This is a genomic window from Streptomyces sp. NPDC101490 (assembly GCF_044767145.1).
GTDB lineage: Bacteria > Actinomycetota > Actinomycetes > Streptomycetales > Streptomycetaceae > Streptomyces.
Window position 1 is genome coordinate 103,269 of sequence record NZ_JBIWNI010000018.1, and the last position, 14,508, is coordinate 117,776.

12 protein-coding genes are annotated in these 14,508 nt (G+C 73.6%); 5 read left to right on the forward strand and 7 right to left on the reverse strand.

Annotated features, from left to right (window positions below; all coding sequences use genetic code 11):
* Positions 1–2: 2 nt before the first annotated feature.
* Together ACIRQY_RS26790 and ACIRQY_RS26795 are read right to left on the reverse strand one after the other, a co-directional pair.
* Entirely contained in the window at positions 3–2,744 is a 2,742-nt protein-coding gene (locus tag ACIRQY_RS26790) for a lantibiotic dehydratase (protein ID WP_403930152.1), read from the reverse strand.
* Positions 2,741–3,967 (reverse strand): hypothetical protein, encoded by a 1,227-nt coding sequence (locus ACIRQY_RS26795; RefSeq protein WP_403930154.1) that lies wholly within the window; start codon positions 3,965–3,967, stop codon positions 2,741–2,743. The genes ACIRQY_RS26790 and ACIRQY_RS26795 overlap by 4 nt, the downstream gene beginning before the upstream one ends.
* Before the next feature lie 355 nt (positions 3,968–4,322).
* Here ACIRQY_RS26795 and ACIRQY_RS26800 point away from each other — a divergent pair, with 355 nt between their 5' ends.
* Positions 4,323–4,886: a hypothetical protein gene (locus tag ACIRQY_RS26800; protein WP_351788471.1), complete on the forward strand. Its 564-nt coding sequence runs from the start codon at positions 4,323–4,325 to the stop codon at positions 4,884–4,886.
* Between the two features lie 220 nt (positions 4,887–5,106).
* On the opposite strand, the gene ACIRQY_RS26805 is transcribed toward ACIRQY_RS26800, so the two are convergent.
* The 3 genes from ACIRQY_RS26805 to ACIRQY_RS26815 form a co-directional block, all read right to left on the reverse strand.
* Entirely contained in the window at positions 5,107–5,277 is a 171-nt protein-coding gene (locus ACIRQY_RS26805; protein WP_015036315.1) for a thiazolylpeptide-type bacteriocin, read from the reverse strand.
* A 36-nt stretch (positions 5,278–5,313) separates the two neighbouring features.
* Positions 5,314–5,490 carry a thiazolylpeptide-type bacteriocin gene (locus ACIRQY_RS26810; RefSeq protein WP_073912617.1) on the reverse strand — a complete coding sequence of 59 codons (177 nt, stop codon included), beginning with the start codon at positions 5,488–5,490 and terminating at the stop codon, positions 5,314–5,316.
* 141 nt (positions 5,491–5,631) lie between these two features.
* Entirely contained in the window at positions 5,632–7,104 is a 1,473-nt protein-coding gene (locus tag ACIRQY_RS26815; protein WP_403930158.1) for a SagB family peptide dehydrogenase, read from the reverse strand.
* A 687-nt stretch (positions 7,105–7,791) separates the two neighbouring features.
* Here ACIRQY_RS26815 and ACIRQY_RS26820 point away from each other — a divergent pair.
* From ACIRQY_RS26820 to ACIRQY_RS26835, 4 genes are all read left to right on the forward strand, one after another.
* Positions 7,792–9,252: a multicopper oxidase family protein gene (locus tag ACIRQY_RS26820; RefSeq protein ID WP_403930161.1), complete on the forward strand. Its 1,461-nt coding sequence runs from the start codon at positions 7,792–7,794 to the stop codon at positions 9,250–9,252.
* A 115-nt stretch (positions 9,253–9,367) separates the two neighbouring features.
* A complete protein-coding gene (locus ACIRQY_RS26825) occupies positions 9,368–11,023 on the forward strand; it encodes an AMP-binding protein (RefSeq protein ID WP_351788462.1) in 1,656 nt (551 codons plus the stop codon).
* A complete protein-coding gene (locus ACIRQY_RS26830; RefSeq protein ID WP_403930164.1) occupies positions 11,020–11,979 on the forward strand; it encodes a 2-amino-3,7-dideoxy-D-threo-hept-6-ulosonate synthase in 960 nt (319 codons plus the stop codon). Before ACIRQY_RS26825 ends, ACIRQY_RS26830 begins: the two co-directional genes overlap by 4 nt.
* Positions 11,951–13,066: a 3-dehydroquinate synthase II family protein gene (locus tag ACIRQY_RS26835; RefSeq protein ID WP_403930167.1), complete on the forward strand. Its 1,116-nt coding sequence runs from the start codon at positions 11,951–11,953 to the stop codon at positions 13,064–13,066. Before ACIRQY_RS26830 ends, ACIRQY_RS26835 begins: the two co-directional genes overlap by 29 nt.
* 104 nt (positions 13,067–13,170) lie before the next feature.
* On the opposite strand, the gene ACIRQY_RS26840 is transcribed toward ACIRQY_RS26835, so the two are convergent.
* Together ACIRQY_RS26840 and ACIRQY_RS26845 are read right to left on the reverse strand one after the other, a co-directional pair.
* Positions 13,171–13,779: a response regulator transcription factor gene (locus ACIRQY_RS26840; protein ID WP_351788456.1), complete on the reverse strand. Its 609-nt coding sequence runs from the start codon at positions 13,777–13,779 to the stop codon at positions 13,171–13,173.
* Positions 13,713–14,354: a hypothetical protein gene (locus ACIRQY_RS26845; RefSeq protein WP_403930170.1), complete on the reverse strand. Its 642-nt coding sequence runs from the start codon at positions 14,352–14,354 to the stop codon at positions 13,713–13,715. Before ACIRQY_RS26845 ends, ACIRQY_RS26840 begins: the two co-directional genes overlap by 67 nt.
* Positions 14,355–14,508: the final 154 nt, after the last annotated feature.

A 14,508-nucleotide genomic window follows, 5' to 3' on the forward strand; every position in this document is an offset into this window, starting at 1 on the left:
TGTCACCGCTCCTCTGCCGCGGTCGTGGGGTGGTAGGTGAAACGGCCGCCGGGGGCCCGGCCGACCTCGACGACCCATTCGGTGGCGTGGGTGCCGTCGGCGACGCCGGGCAGCGCCTCCTCCAGGTAGCTGCCGCCGGTGTCGGCGCCGCGCCGTTCCAGCATCCGGGGCAGGACGCGGACGCCGAGCGCGCTGCTCAGGTCCACGTACTGGGGCTTCTGCTGGAGCCTCTTGGACTGGATGTCGGGGGCTCCGACGGAGAGCGGGCCCTCGTCCTCGGGGACCGTCTTGACGACGACCTCCTCGGGGACGCCGTGCCGGGCGCGCCAGGCGGTGAGGGCGAGGAGCCGCTCGTGCTCCTCGGGTCCGGCGGCCAGGGCGGTGCCCAGTTCCTCTCCGCCGTACCAGCGGCGGCGGCCGATGAGGACGTCGCCGACGGCCATCCGGGGCGCGGTGCGGGTGGCGGACCGGTCCCAGGGGGTGGCGGCGTGCCAGCTGTTGGGGAGGGCGTTGAAGAGCCGGCCGCTGATGGCGAGGCCGGAGGCGACGGAGAGCGGCGGCGGGAAGAGGCCGGGGTGGCCGGTGCCGAGCGGGAGGACCCGCAGCGGGGCGCCGTCGGCGTCCTCGACGCGCAGGGAGTCGGTCTCCGGGTCGTGGGCGAGCCGCAGCCCGAACCAGTCGTCGGGGGTGAGGCCGCCGGGCAGGACGGGGGCGTGGGCGTTGACGTTGAGCCGGTGCAGGCCCAGGTCCTCGGTGACGCGGGCCCCGTCGTGGCCGTACACCCGGCGTACGTGGTCGGCGAGGCGGGGCAGCGCCCGGCCGCCGAGGCGCCGGTCGGCGTCGAGGAAGCGGGCGTAGAGCATTCCGTGTCCGGGGAGGCCGTCGTTGAGGACGAGGTGGCCGTCGCCGCGCTGGAGCAGGACGCCGTAGATCAGCGGGTCGCGGCGGAAGCGTTCGGGGAGGGCGGCGGTGAGCCCGGCGACCTCGGCGGGGCTGATGCGGAGGGTGTCGTCGCCGCGTGCGACGGCCTGTCCGATGAGGGCGTGGACGGCTTCGGTGACCTCGCGGCGGATCTCGTAGACCCGTTCGAGGGAGCCGTCGGCGGGGCCGATGCCCTTGAGCGCGGCGGGGTCGCCGGGGCCGTCGGGGCCGTAGACGGCGGCCATGGCGGCGGCGCGGCGGGAGACCTCGCCGACGACGAACGGGGCGTGTTCGGCGAGGGGCACGTTGGCGCCGGGGCCGAAGCGTTCGACGAACGCGGCGGTCATGAGGACCCGGACGTCGTGCAGCCAGTCGAAGACGGTGAGGAGTTCGACGGCGGGGCCGAGGTCCTTGAGGGATTCCTTCCAGGGTTCCGTGGCCACCTTGAGCGGCGGCATCACGTAGTCCTCCTCGACGGTGACGTGCGCGGGGCGGCCGGCGGCGTGGCTGAGTTCGCCGAGGGCGCCGCGGAGTTCGGCGAGGGCGGCGCCACGGGCGGCGGCGGGCGCGGCGGTGAAGGCGGGCAGTCCGGCCTTGACGCGGTCGGTGAGTTCCCGGACGGCCGGGCGCGGGTCGTCCGGGGTGAGCAGCTCCGTGTAGGCGGTGGAGCCGTCCTCGGCCTCGTGGAAGGTGCAGAGCAGGCCCTGGGCGACGGCGCCCCGGACGGCCTGGGCGGCTTCCCCGGGGGCGCGGCCGGAGCGCCGGGCGACATGGGCGACGACGGACGGGAAGGGGCGCGGGCCCATGCCGACGGCGTCGAGGAGGTCTCCGGCGGGGCCGCCGAGGGAGACGGCGGCGCGGCGCATCCCCTCAGGTCCCGGCTTCAGGAAGAAGAGCTTCCCGGCGGCCGGGTCGGGTGCGGAGGTGGGCGGGAGGCCGATCCAGAGCTGTTCGAGGGGCAGGCCGGAGGGGTCGGGCAGGCCGCCGACGACGTAGTTGAGCATCACGCGGTCGAGTCCGGGGAAGGCGGTGGCGCCGGGGAACCCGGTCTCGTCGGGGCCCGGCGCGGCCGGGTCGGGCTCGGCGATGCCGACGGCGGTGAAGCGGGCGAGGGGGCTGGTGCGGACCATGGCGCGGGTGACGTACTGGATGAGTCCGCGCTCGGACTTGCGGGACCTGGCCGGGACCTTGCCGGGGGCGTGGACGGCGGCGCGGTAGCGCTCGGCCTCCTGGTGGACCTCGGGGGCGACGAGCGCGAGGGAGCGCAGCAGGTCGGGGTCGCCGAGGAGTCCGGCGAGGACGCCCCGTTCGCGTTCGGCGGCGTCGGGGTAGCGGGCGACGAGTTCCGCGCGGGCGTGGTCGCGGTCCCGGCGGGCGGCGAGCCATGCCCCGGTCGCGGGGCCGGCGGTCTCCGGGGTCCTCTTCGGCGCCTTGTCGTTGTGCACGGACCGGCGCAGGGCGATGAGTTCGCGTCGTGCGGCGTCGTCGTCGGCCGCGGCGCCGATCCGCTCGTACAGCTCGTCGGAGGCGCTGGCGGCGGCGGTGGCGAGGGCCTGTTCGGAGGCGGTGACGAGGACGAGCAGACGGCGCAGTTCGGCGTCGGCGAGCCGGGCCCGGCGCAGCGGGTTGACCCGCAGGAACCAGAGGGGCTCGGGGGCGGGCGCCGCCACTTCCACGGCGGCGGCGGGGGCGGGGGCCGGTACGGACGCGGGACCGGGGGCCGGTACGGGACCGGGCGTCGATATGGAGGGGGATACGGGTACGGCCACGGGCGCCGGGGCTCCGAGGAGGTCCGTCGGGGTGCCGATCACGGGGGCGGTCATCGAAGGGCTCCCTCGGGGGCGGTGCCCGGCGCGGTGGCGCTCGGGGCGGGGGCGGCGGCGCTCGGGCCCCCGGCGGGGGCGCCCGGCGCGCGGGCGGCGACGCGCTCGCGCCAGGAGACGCCGAGGACCTCGTCGACCGTCTCGGCGACGGCGAAGCAGGTGTAGTAGCGCTGCATCGGGGAGACGGTGAGCAGCGGGAGCTGCTCGTAGAAGAGGTTCGTCAGGAGGCGGAAGGAGGCGAACCACGGGGAGGGCGAGGAGGTCACTCCGGCCGCGCCGACGGTCCGGTGGAAGTCGCTGTCCGGCTGCTCGCCCTGCGGGACGGTGGTGGTGGCCCCGGGCGGGCCCATCTCGGAGCGGTCGAGGTCCGCGGTGGCGCCGTCGAGGAGGCCGAGGGTGAGGGTCCCGGCGGCGACCGCGCTCTCCAGCGCCCCGGCGCCGTAGGCGAGTCCGGTGCGCCAGGCGGCGGCGGTCGCGGAGACCTCGCCGCTCAGCCGCTGTTCGACGACCCGGCGGAGCGCGGGCGCGTCCTTGGCGAGGCGGTCCCGGAAGACGGGCCGGACGTCCTTGGTGGGCGCGGCCCAGGCGAGGAAGGCCTCGACGTGGGAGCGGGGTGAGAAGACGCCGTAGCCGAGGCCGAGGGTGTGGGTGTCGGCGAGGGCGACGAAGGCTTCGGCGAGGCGGACCGTGCCGGAGCCGGGGACGCCCGCGAGGTCGTCGACGGTGCGGAGCAGGGCGGGTGTGAGGGCGCCGTGGACGACGGTGCGGAAGCGGTCGAGGCGCGGGTCGCGGACGGTGGCGCCGGGCCGGTCGCCGGGGGTGATCCGTTCGACGGCGCCGTGTTCGCGGAGCGGCAGGTACGGGGGCTGGACGGCCTCCAGGCGCCCGAACTCGCGGGCCTGGTCGAGGTAGGTCTCCTCGGTGAGGGCGCGGGGCGGGTCGAGCGGTCCCGCGGTCAGGTCGCGGGCGACGCGGTCCCAGTCGGGGCCGCCGCCGGGGACACCGGCGGCGTCCCGGGCGAGGATGTCGACGTGCGGCCCGTGGAGCCATCCGCGGCGCAGCTGGACGGCGGGGGCGCCCGCCTCGTTCAGCGCGCGGGCGACCGGTACGACGTACCGGGCCAGCCAGGCCGGTGTGACCGGCATCCGGGTGTGCAGCCGCACTCCCGTCAGGCCGTCGGAATCCGGCTTCACGGCAGTGCGCTCCAGCGCCTCAACCCCCATGATTTCGCACCTTCCGAGAATTCGAGAACAACGTCCTGTGTCTCTTCGCTTTTCTTTTCCGGACCTCGCCTCTCGGCGGGCTCGACCCCATCATGGGGCGAGGGAATTGCGGGGCGGTAGCGGAAAAGGGACCGCCCTTACATGTGTCATCTCATCCGTGACGCGCGGGCCGGGACCGGGTCGGGCGTCCGTCGGCCGGACCGGCCGGGAACGGGTCGGCCGTCCCTCGGTCGGACCGGCCGGGACCGGACCGGGCGACCCTCTGCCGGACCGGCCGGGAACAGGTCGGCCATCCGTCGGCCTGAGTGGCCGAAAGTAGCCAAGCCGGTCGGATGATCGTTGTAAGGTCCGCGCCATGACTACGGAATCCACCGACGCCGAGTGCCTGGCGCTCACGCGGAATCTGCGCCGTCGCGGCGCGATCGTCCTCGCCGTCTTCGCCCTCGTCTGGGCCTTCGCGGGCGGTTCGGGGATAGCGGCGGTGCCCGTGTCCGTGGCCGTCGGGATCGTCGCAGCGGCCGTCACCGCGGCGGCGGTCGTCCTGGCCTTCCGGGGCACCGCGGGCCCGGTGACCCGACTGGTGCGGCTGCCGGAGAAGTGGAACCGGGGCGTCGGCCTGGTCAACGCGGCCGAGGTGGTGGCGATCTTCGCGGTGATCGCGGCGTCGAACGCCTCGGGGCACCCGGAGTTCATCCCGGTCGGGATCTGCCTGGTCGTGGGGGTGCACTTCTTCCCGCTGGCCCGGCTCTTCGACCAGGGGCAGTACCGGTGGACGGCGATCCTCCTGACGGCGGTCGCCGTGGTGGGCCTGGTCGTCCTGGCCGCCGGCACCAGCGCGGAGACGATCCGCGCGGTGGTGGGCCTGGGAGCGGCGGCCGTGCTGTGGGCCTCGTCGTTCCATGTGGCCCTGCGCGGCTGAAACCTTCCCCTCGGCGGGGTCCCCACCTCACCTGTCCGACGTCACCACAGGCCTCAGGCCGCCACACGTCGCTCGTGGGCACCCGTCACACCCCACACATCACCCGCCACACGTCATACGTCATACGTCATACGAAGAAACGCACGCGAGGATGCGCCACCCGGCCGGAGCCGGGCGGTCGCATCCTTCGTGCGTCGTGCGTTCAGCCTCTGTCGCCCGGTCAGCAGGCCGAGCAGGTGGAGGAGGACGACGACGAGGTGCCGATCGAGCCGCTGGAGGCACCCATCTCCGGGAGCGCCACGCCCTGGGCGACCTCAAGGGTCTCCAGCTCGGCGACGTCGAAGTTGTCGAAGGCCGCGTCGTCGCCGTTCTTGATGTCGTCGATGCTCATGGTGTGTTTCCTTTCAGCGTTTCGGTTGGGGGAGGTTCAGCAGGCGGAGCAGGTGGAGGACGAGGAGGAGGAGGTGCCGATCGAGCCGCTGGAGGCACCCATCTCCGGCAGGGCCACGCCCTGGGCGACCTCGAGGGTCTCCAGCTCGTCGACGTCGAAGTTCTCGAAGGCCTTGTCCGCGTCCTGGCCCTGCTTGATGTCGTCGATGCTCATTCTGAATTCCTTTCCGAATTCTTCTCCGCAACCGTTCGGCTGCAACACCAATAATGCTGACCCGCTCTCTTCCGCACCAGCCTTTCCCGGCACCACCTGACGTTTATCACGCCCGGAACAACCGGTGTCACTTCGGAATGGTCAGGGGTTCTCGGGCAGGGACCACTCGGGGCTGTTGAGCATCCGCCAGCCCTCCCCCGGCTCACCTGCGACGGAGTCGTCCGGGCGCCTGCTGCCGAGCAGGAAGTCGCCCACGGAGGACTCCTGGAGGTAGTCCAGGCCCAGCAGCTCGGCGGACATGTCCGCGTCGCCGTTGCCGAGGGCGCAGGGGGCGAGCCCGAGGGCCGTCGCCACCAGGTACATCGTCTGGTAGAGCACACCGGTGTGCCGGAGCGTGGTGGCGTAGGCGATGGCCCGGTACTTCCACGACATGCGCTGGAAGCGGGCGGTGACCGTGATGAGGACGTCGGGGCGCGCCTCCATCCCGGTGGCCCGGGAGGCGACGTGGAAGAGGGACTCCCTGGCCGCCTCGTCCCCGTTGCGCAGGACGAGGCGGTGGCCGACGGGGTCGTAGTAGTAGACGCCGGGCGCCAGGCCCGCGCAGCGGCGCACGGTGACGTACAGCTCCAGCTCGTACCCCTGGCCGCCGCTCGGGTAGGGGCGGGAGACCACCTCGTCGCGGTCGCCGCCGGGTTCCGGCGTGTAGTGGGCGCGGACCCGGGCCACCCGGTAGAGGAACTCGCCGAGCTGGCGGGCGGTCATCTCCTGGTCGCCGTAGCCCCGGATGGAGCGGCGGGTCTCGATGGCGGTGGTGAGGGAGGGGTCGTGCGCCGCGATCTCCTCACGGGTGGGCCGGTGGAGGGGGACGGCGGGCCCTTCGGGCACCGGGCGGACGGCCGGCCGGGGCTCGACGGCCCCCCGGTGCGGATAGACGGCGCCGAAGACGTCGTCGTAGCGGCCGGAGCGGACGCGCGAGTGGAAGAGGAGGTCGTGGAAGTCCCACTGGCGCAGCACGGGCTCGTCGTCGGAGGCGAAGGAGCCGTGTTCGTCGGCGAGTTCGGCGAATCCGGCGCCGACGAGGTGGCCGAGGACGCCGGTGGTGGCGGGCCCGTCGAGACCGGCGTCCGCGCCGAGCCGGGCGGGGGTGCCGGGCTCGCCGAGGGCGGCGGCGAGGGTGCGGGCGGCGGGGCCGGTGAGGACCGCGCGGAACTTGACGAGCGGCGACTCCAGGACGAGGGCGCCCGCGCGGGTCCGGCAGAAGGCGAAGCGGGAGAGACGGACGGTCGCGTCGGCGGGCACGGCGACCGGACGGTACGCGGAGTCCCGGGCGACCGGTTCGAGGCGCAGGAGCTCGCGGCCGTCGCCCGGGTCGAGGACGGCGTGGGCCAGCAGGTGCCGGGCCCGGTCGAGGACCTTCTCGAACTGGGCGCGCTCGGCGGGCCGGAGGCCCTCGTACAGCTCCTCGGCGGGTACGGGCCCGGCGGCGAGACGCTCCAGGGCGGTGCGGACGCCGCCCCGGACGGGCCGGAGGGCGAGGGAGGTGACGGGCCCGGCGAGGGTGGCGACGTCCCCGTCGGAGAAGACGACCCGCGTACCACCGGTGAACACGGGCACGGCGGGAGCGGGGGTGGGGGCGGGGGCGGCCGGGGGCCGCGCGGGGCTGGTGGAGCTGGTGGGCCCGGTGGAGCCAGTAGAGCCGGTGGGGCTTGTGGATCCAGTGGGACCGGCAGAGCCAGCGGGCCCGGTGGAGCCAGTAGAGCCAGTGGGCCCGGCGGAGCCGGCGGGCTCGGCGGGCCCACTGGAGCCGGTCGGGCCGGTCGAGTCCGTGGTGCGGCCGGTCCCGGTGGGGGCGGGGCGGGACTGTGGGGTCTGCGTGGTCGGCACGGTGCCTCCGGATGCGCGTGGATGACGGTCCGGCGCCGGGGCCGTACGGCCCGGTGGCCGGCGGACGGGAAGGCGCCGCACGCAGGGCAGACGCCGGGAAACACTCTCGTGCGCGGGACCCGGCCCCGGCCGCTGCCCGCCGGAACCGGTGACATTTCCCGGGCGGTACGTGACGGGCCGCGCCCCGTACCGTGACGCACGCCATTCCCCGCCGTGACACACGCCATTCCGCCATGACGGCCGTCATTTCCGGAGGCCCGCGTTCCCGCGCCGACCGGCCGGAATGACCGAGGTCATCGATCGCGTGACACATGCAAGCACCGGCGTGAACTCCCTCGGCGTTCGGGCCGGTCGCCCACATGCTCGGAGAACGAATTCACCACCGTTCCCGGAAAACCGTCACGTTAGGAATCCGCTGTGTTCTCTCGCCGCCATGCGGTACGACTCGGACTCACCGCCGGTGCCGTCGGCGCTGTCGGCGCGGCCGGCGGGGTGTTCCAGAGCCTCACCTCCGGCACTCCGGCGGTGGCCGCCGAGCCCCCGGCGGGCCCGCCGCCGGTCACCCCGTTCTCCGTCCCGCTGCCCCGGCCGCGCGTCCTCGCGCCCTACCGGCGGACCCGGTCGGCCGACTACTACGCGGTCACCATGCGCAAGGCGCGGGTGGAGATCCTGCCGGGCCTGCGGACCGAGGTCCTGACGTACAACGGCACCTTCCCCGGCCCGACGATCCGGGCCCGCAGCGGACGCACGGCCGTGGTGCGGCAGATCAACGGCCTGTCCGTGCCGACCTCGGTCCATCTGCACGGCGGGAACAACCCGCAGGAGTACGACGGCGGGATGATGGACCTGATCCAGCCGGGCGCGTCGAAGACGTACGTGTACGCCAACCGGCAGGTGGGCGCCACCCTGTGGACGCACGACCACGCCCACCACATGGAGTCCGAGCACGTCTACCGGGGCCTGTCCGGGCTCTACCTCCTCGGCGACGACACCGAGGACGCGCTCGGACTGCCCTCGGGGCCGTACGAGGTGCCGCTGATCCTGCGGGACGCGCACTTCGACGCGGCGGGCCGGATGGTCTACACGATGGACGACGCCCTCAACCGCACCACCATCCTGGTCAACGGCGCCCCCTGGCCGCACCTGAAGGTGAAGGCCCGCAAGTACCGCTTCCGGATGGTCAACTCCTGCAACCTGCGGATCTTCGTGATGGCGCTCTCCGACGGCAGCCCCATCATCCACGTCGGCTCGGACGGCGGGCTGCTCCCGGCGCCCGCGCCGTCACCGGTGATCGTCCTCTCCCCCGGCGAACGGGCCGACTTCGTCATCGACTTCTCGCGGTACGCGCCGGGCACCCAGGTCACGCTGGCGAACATGCTGGGCCCGGGACCGACCGAACTCGTCGGGCAGATCATGCGGTTCGACGTGGAGGAGAAGGTGCCCGACACGAGCCGGGTGCCGGACGTCCTCACCACCCTGCCCCCGCTGCCCACCCCCACCGTGGAGCGCACCTTCGAACTGCGGATGGACGAGCCGGGCACCGGCCACCAGGCGTACATCAACGAGCGGACCTTCGACCACGACCGGATCGACACCGAGGTCGCCTGGGGCGCCACCGAGGTGTGGACGGTCAAGAACACCAGCACGACCGTCCCGCACAACTTCCATACGCACCTGGTGCAGTTCCGCATCCTCGAACGGGACGGAATGCCGGTCTATCCGGCCGAGGCGGGCCTCAAGGACACCGTCCTCCTCTTTCCCGGCCAGACCGCGAAACTCCAGTTGACCTTCGACACGCACCGCGGGGTCTTTCCCTACCACTGCCACATGATCGACCACAGCGCGATGGGAATGATGGCGCAACTACGCGTCTCCTGAACGGAACGGTACGGATCAGAACGGAACCGAACGGAACAGAAAAGGGCGGAAACCGGATCCCGCACCGGGACCGGAATTCCCCACCACGAATCCCTCTCTCCGGAAAGGAGGAACCATGTACGTACGCCGCATCCTCGACGCACTCGGGAAGGACCCCGGGCGGGTCGTCGTCCACCACGCCGACGAGACCGTCACCGCGGGCCGGCTCGCCGGTTCGGTACGGGCCGTCACCGCCCTGCTGCACTCCCGCGGCGTCCGCCCCGGAGACACCGTCGCCGTGCTGACCGGCCCCAACCGGCCCTCGATGCTCGGCGCCCGGTACGCCGTCCACCTCCTGGGCGCCACCTCCGTGTACGTCCGGTCGATGAACCCGCGCACCGACACGGAGACCTTCTCGGTCGCCACCCAGGCCCGGCTCCTGGCCGACCTGGGGGCGTCGGTGCTCCTCGTCGACGAGGAGAGCGCCGAGCGCGGCGCGTGGCTCGCCCGCCGCGTCCCCGCCGTGACCGTGCTGCCCCTCCCCCGCCGGGACGCGGAGGTCCCGGAGCTGCCCGACCGGCTGCCCGAACCCCGCCCCGGCGACCTGGCGACCGTCGAGTTCACCAGCGGCAGCACCGGCCGCCCGAAGATGGTCGCCCAGCGGTACGACACACGTGAGGAACTCGTCGGACGGCTCGCCCATGGCCTCGATCCCCGGGGACCCGCGACGCTGCTGTCCGTCACACCGATCAGCCACACCACCGCGCCGATGGCCGACGCGGTCCTCGCGAGCGGCGGACAGGTCGTCCTGCACGACGAGTTCGACGCGGGCGAGGTCCTGGACGCCTTCGAACGGCACCGGGTGACCGACGTCTACCTGGCCGTCCCGCACCTCTACCGGCTCCTGGACCACCCGGCCGCCCCGCTCACCGACCTGTCGTCGCTGCGCCGCATCACGTACAGCGGCACCCCGGCGGCCCCGGCGCGGGTGGCACGGGCCGTCGAGCTCTTCGGCGACGTCCTCATCCAGGTGTACGGGACGACGGAGGCGGGCGGCATCAGCAGCCTCAACCCGCTGGACCACCGCGAGCCGGAACTGCTCGGCTCGGCGGGCCGCCCGTTCCCCTGGGTGCGGGTGGAGATCCGCGGCCCCGGCGGCGGCCCGCAGGTGGAACGGGGGGTGACCGGCGAGATCTGGATCAGCTCGCCCACGGTCACCGCCGGGTACCTCGGCGACGAGGAGCGCACCCACACCGTGTTCCGCGACGGCTGGCTGTGCACCGGAGACCTGGGACACCGGGACCGGTACGGCTACCTCCGGCTCGACGGCCGGGTGGGCGACGTGATCAAGCACGGCGGTCTGAAGCTGGACCCGGCGGCCATCGAGGAGGTGCTGACGCGCCATCCGCAGGTGCGCCAGGCCACCGTGTTCGGGGTCCGCGACCGCGACTGGGTGGAGCAGGTGCACGCGGCCGTCGAGCTGTACTCGGGGGCCGGGACCACCTCCTGCGACCTGCGCGGCTACGTGGCCTCGACGCTGACCCCGGAACACACCCCGGTCCGGGTCTCGGTCTGGCCGCAGCTCCCGCTCACCCCCTCGGGCAAACCGGACCGCGCCTATCTGCGCTCCGTGTCGCCGCCGGACCCCGACGCCCCGGACACCTCCGGCGCGGACGGCCCGGCCCCCAGCTCCCCGCGCGGAGCCACCGCGCGGGCCGACCCCGTCCGCGCGCGCGGCCCGGGTCACCAGCCCGATCACGCCTCCTCGCGAACCAGAAAGGGCGTCCCATGACCGGATTCGGCCACTTCGCCCGGTCGCTGCGGCTACGGCGGCTCTACCGCCACAGCACGGCCGGCCTGATGATCACCCCTCTCGACCACTCGATCCACGACGGTCCCGTGGTGCCGAAGGGCACCACGCTCGACCAGCTCGCGGCCCGGATCGCGGCGGGCGGCGCGGACGCCGTCGTCGTGCACAAGGGCAGCGTCCGTCACATCAGCCCGGAGCGGTTCGCCGCGATGTCGCTGATCATCCATCTCAACGCGAGCACCAGCCAGGCGCTCGACCCGCACGCCAAGTACGTCGTCGCGGGCGTCGAGGAGGCCCTGCGCCTCGGCGCGGACGCGGTCAGCGTCCACGTCAACCTCGGCTCCGACGACGAGCGGCAGCAGATCGGCGACCTCGGACGGATCGCCGACGCCTGCGACCGCTGGAACCTGCCGCTGCTCGCCATGGTGTACCCGCGCGGACCGAGGATCCACGACCCCCGGGACCCGGCGGTCGTCGCGCACGCCGTGACGATCGCCGCCGACCTCGGCGCGGACCTGGTCAAGACCGTCTTCCTCGGATCCACCGCGGAGATGCTCGACCTGACCGCCGCCTGCCCGGTGCCGGTGCTCGTCGCCGGCGGACCCGCCCTGGAGAAGGAGGAGGACGTCCTGGCCTACGTCAGGGACGCCATCGCCGGAGGGGCGGGCGGGGTGGCCATGGGCCGCAACATCTTCCAGGCCAGGGACCCGCGCGCGCTGGCGGCCAAGGTCGCCCGGATCGTGCACCACTTCCCCGAACAGCACTTCACCACGGGCCCGTTCAGCGAGCCGGGCGGCCGGGAGAGGCTCTCCAGCGAACGCCTCACCCCCGACCACCTCGACGGAACGCCGCTCGACGACCCCTCGCTCGACCACTCGCACCTCGACGAACTGACAGGAGGTCCGCACCATGACGGACGCCAGACTGTGCTGGCTTGACATCCGCGAGGCCGGCGACGCCACCGCCGCCGTCCTCGAAGAGGCCCTGCACCAGAAGATCGACGGCATCGTGGCCGCCGACCCGGCGGTCTTCGCCGGTCTGCCCCCGACCATCCGCAAGATCCTGCTCTTCGAGGGCGGCGCCACGGAACTCCCGGCCGACCTCGGCGGGACCGACGTCGTGATCGTCCCCGGCCCGCGCGACGCCCGCGCCGCACTGGAGGCCGCCCACCCGGACGTGAGGTTCGGCCGGTACGTGGAGATCGTCGACGCCGACACCCTGGAGGACGCCTGCCTGGCGGCGCGTCTGGAGGCGTGGAGCGTCCTCGACTTCCGCGACCCGACGAAGATCCCGCTGGAGATCGTCATCGCGGCCGCGGCGGGCGCGTCCGGCTCGATCGTGACGACCGCCGTCGACACCGAGGAGGCCGAGATCCTGTACGGCGTCCTGGAGCACGGCTCGGACGGGGTCCTGATGCGGGGCCGCAAGGTCGGCGACGCGACGGCGCTGCGCACGGCGGCCACCGCCCGGGGCGGGGAGATCACCCTGGTCGAGCTGACGGTCACGGCGACCACGCACATCGGCATGGGCGAGCGCGCCTGCGTCGACACCACGACCCACTTCCGCAAGGACGAGGGCATCCTGGTGGGCTCCCACTCCAAGGGCATGGTCCTGTGCGTCAGCGAGACCCACCCGCTGCCGTACATGCCGACCCGTCCGTTCCGGGTGAACGCGGGCGCCCTGCACTCGTACACCGTGGGGCAGAACGGCCGCACCCACTACCTGAGCGAGCTGCACGCGGGCAGTTCGGTCCTGGCGGTCGACGTCGACGGGCGCACCCGCCCGGTCAGCGTCGGCCGGGTGAAGATCGAGACCCGTCCGCTGATCTCGATCGACGCGGTCGCGCCCAGCGGGCAGACGGTCAACCTGATCCTCCAGGACGACTGGCACGTGCGGGTCCTGGGCCCCGGCGCCGCGGTGCTCAACAGCACCGAGCTGAAGCCGGGCGACCGCATCCTGGGGCACCTGCCGACGGCGGACCGTCATGTGGGTTACCCGATCAACGAGTTCTGCCTGGAGAAGTAGGTACGTCCGGAGCGCCCCGCTCCACCATGTCGTGAAGCCCCGCCCCGGCACGCCTCGTGCCGGGGCCGGCGCGCGTCCGGGCCGTCCCCCGCCCGGCGGGTTCCTCACAGCAGTCCGCACTCGGTGGCGATGCGGGCCGCGTCGAAGCGGTTGCGGCCGCCCAGCTTCTTGATCGCCGCCGAGGTCAGGTTCCGTACCGTCCCGGCCGCGAGGTACAGCTCGCCCGCGATCTCCTTCACCGTCGCCCCGCCCGCCGTGAGCCGCAGCACGTCCGTCTCGCGGACGCTGAGCAGCAGCGCGTCCCCGGCCGCCGGGGGCCGAAGCAGTCCGGGGTCGACGGTGAGACAGCCCCCGGCCACTCCGACGAGGGTGGTGATCAGCTGGGGCAGCCGGGCCGTCTTGGGGACGACGCCGAGGGCCCCGGCGGCCACCGCCCGGTCGACGACGGACGGAGTGGCCGCGCCGACCATCAGGGCGACCCCGCAGCTCGGGTGGTGCGAGCGGACCTCGGTCGCCGCGTGCAGCGCCTTGCCCCCCATGGTGCTCTCGCCGAGCAGCAGGACGGTGGGCCGGTGCCGCTGCACGGCGGGCAGTACGGCTTCGAAGGTCGTGGCGAGTCCCACGACGTCCAGGCCGTTGGTGCCGTTCAGGGTCTCGGCGAAGGCCTCCAGGACCAGTTGGTGGTCCCCTGCCACGACGACTCGGATGGACATGTCTCTCCCCGTGGTACTTCTGTGGCGGCGGCCCTCGGGGGCCGCCGGTCAGCGACTGTTCGCCGGGCCGCGCGGGCGGCCAGGCCGTCGACGACGGAGCGGACCCAGGTGCGGTCCCCGGCGGTCGTCGTGTCCGGTCCGGTGGCGCCGGACGAGGTGCCCTCGATGTGGCGGGCGCCGGCCGGCAGGGCGGCGGCGAGGGCGGCCGAGAGGGTGCGGAAGGCGCCGTGCAGTCCCGTGCCGGTGTCCGGCGGCGGCAGGAGGACGACGGCGGCGTCCAGCGGGCCGACGTCGGCGGCGATCTGGCCGGGCAGCCGGGCGGCCTCGGCGGGGTCGCCGATGTCGATCCGGTACGGCAGGGCCACGAGTCCGGCGTCGGTGAGGGCCTTGCAGAGGAAGGCCGCGTTGGTGGCGGCGTCGTCGACGCGGTCCGGGTGGCCGGCGCCGACGACGGCGACGACGGCCCCCGCCGCGCACAGACGGGTCGTGAGTTCCCGGCCGACGCCCGTGGTGGCGTCGACGACGAGGACGACGAGACCGTCGAGGCGTGGCGGGGCGGAACCGGTCTGGAGCACGTGAACTCCCTTTCGAGGAGATCGTCGAACGGGTAGCGTGATGATCGATTAATGGGGTGAATCGGGTCAGCTTCGGCAATGGGGCGGGAGGGCCCCGGTTCGGAGCCTCCGCCCCGCCACGGGCAGGAGGCCGCAGCACTGTTGGGGGCAGCAC

Coding starts and splice junctions, on each gene's coding strand:
- ACIRQY_RS26790 (WP_403930152.1), bottom strand. CDS start 2,744: ATGACCGCCCCCGTGATCGGCACCCCGACGGACCTCCTCGGAGCCCCG.
- ACIRQY_RS26795 (WP_403930154.1), bottom strand. CDS start 3,967: ATGGGGGTTGAGGCGCTGGAGCGCACTGCCGTGAAGCCGGATTCCGAC.
- ACIRQY_RS26800 (WP_351788471.1), top strand. CDS start 4,323: ATGACTACGGAATCCACCGACGCCGAGTGCCTGGCGCTCACGCGGAAT.
- ACIRQY_RS26805 (WP_015036315.1), bottom strand. CDS start 5,277: ATGAGCATCGACGACATCAAGAACGGCGACGACGCGGCCTTCGACAAC.
- ACIRQY_RS26810 (WP_073912617.1), bottom strand. CDS start 5,490: ATGAGCATCGACGACATCAAGCAGGGCCAGGACGCGGACAAGGCCTTC.
- ACIRQY_RS26825 (WP_351788462.1), top strand. CDS start 9,368: ATGTACGTACGCCGCATCCTCGACGCACTCGGGAAGGACCCCGGGCGG.
- ACIRQY_RS26830 (WP_403930164.1), top strand. CDS start 11,020: ATGACCGGATTCGGCCACTTCGCCCGGTCGCTGCGGCTACGGCGGCTC.
- ACIRQY_RS26835 (WP_403930167.1), top strand. CDS start 11,951: ATGACGGACGCCAGACTGTGCTGGCTTGACATCCGCGAGGCCGGCGAC.
- ACIRQY_RS26840 (WP_351788456.1), bottom strand. CDS start 13,779: ATGTCCATCCGAGTCGTCGTGGCAGGGGACCACCAACTGGTCCTGGAG.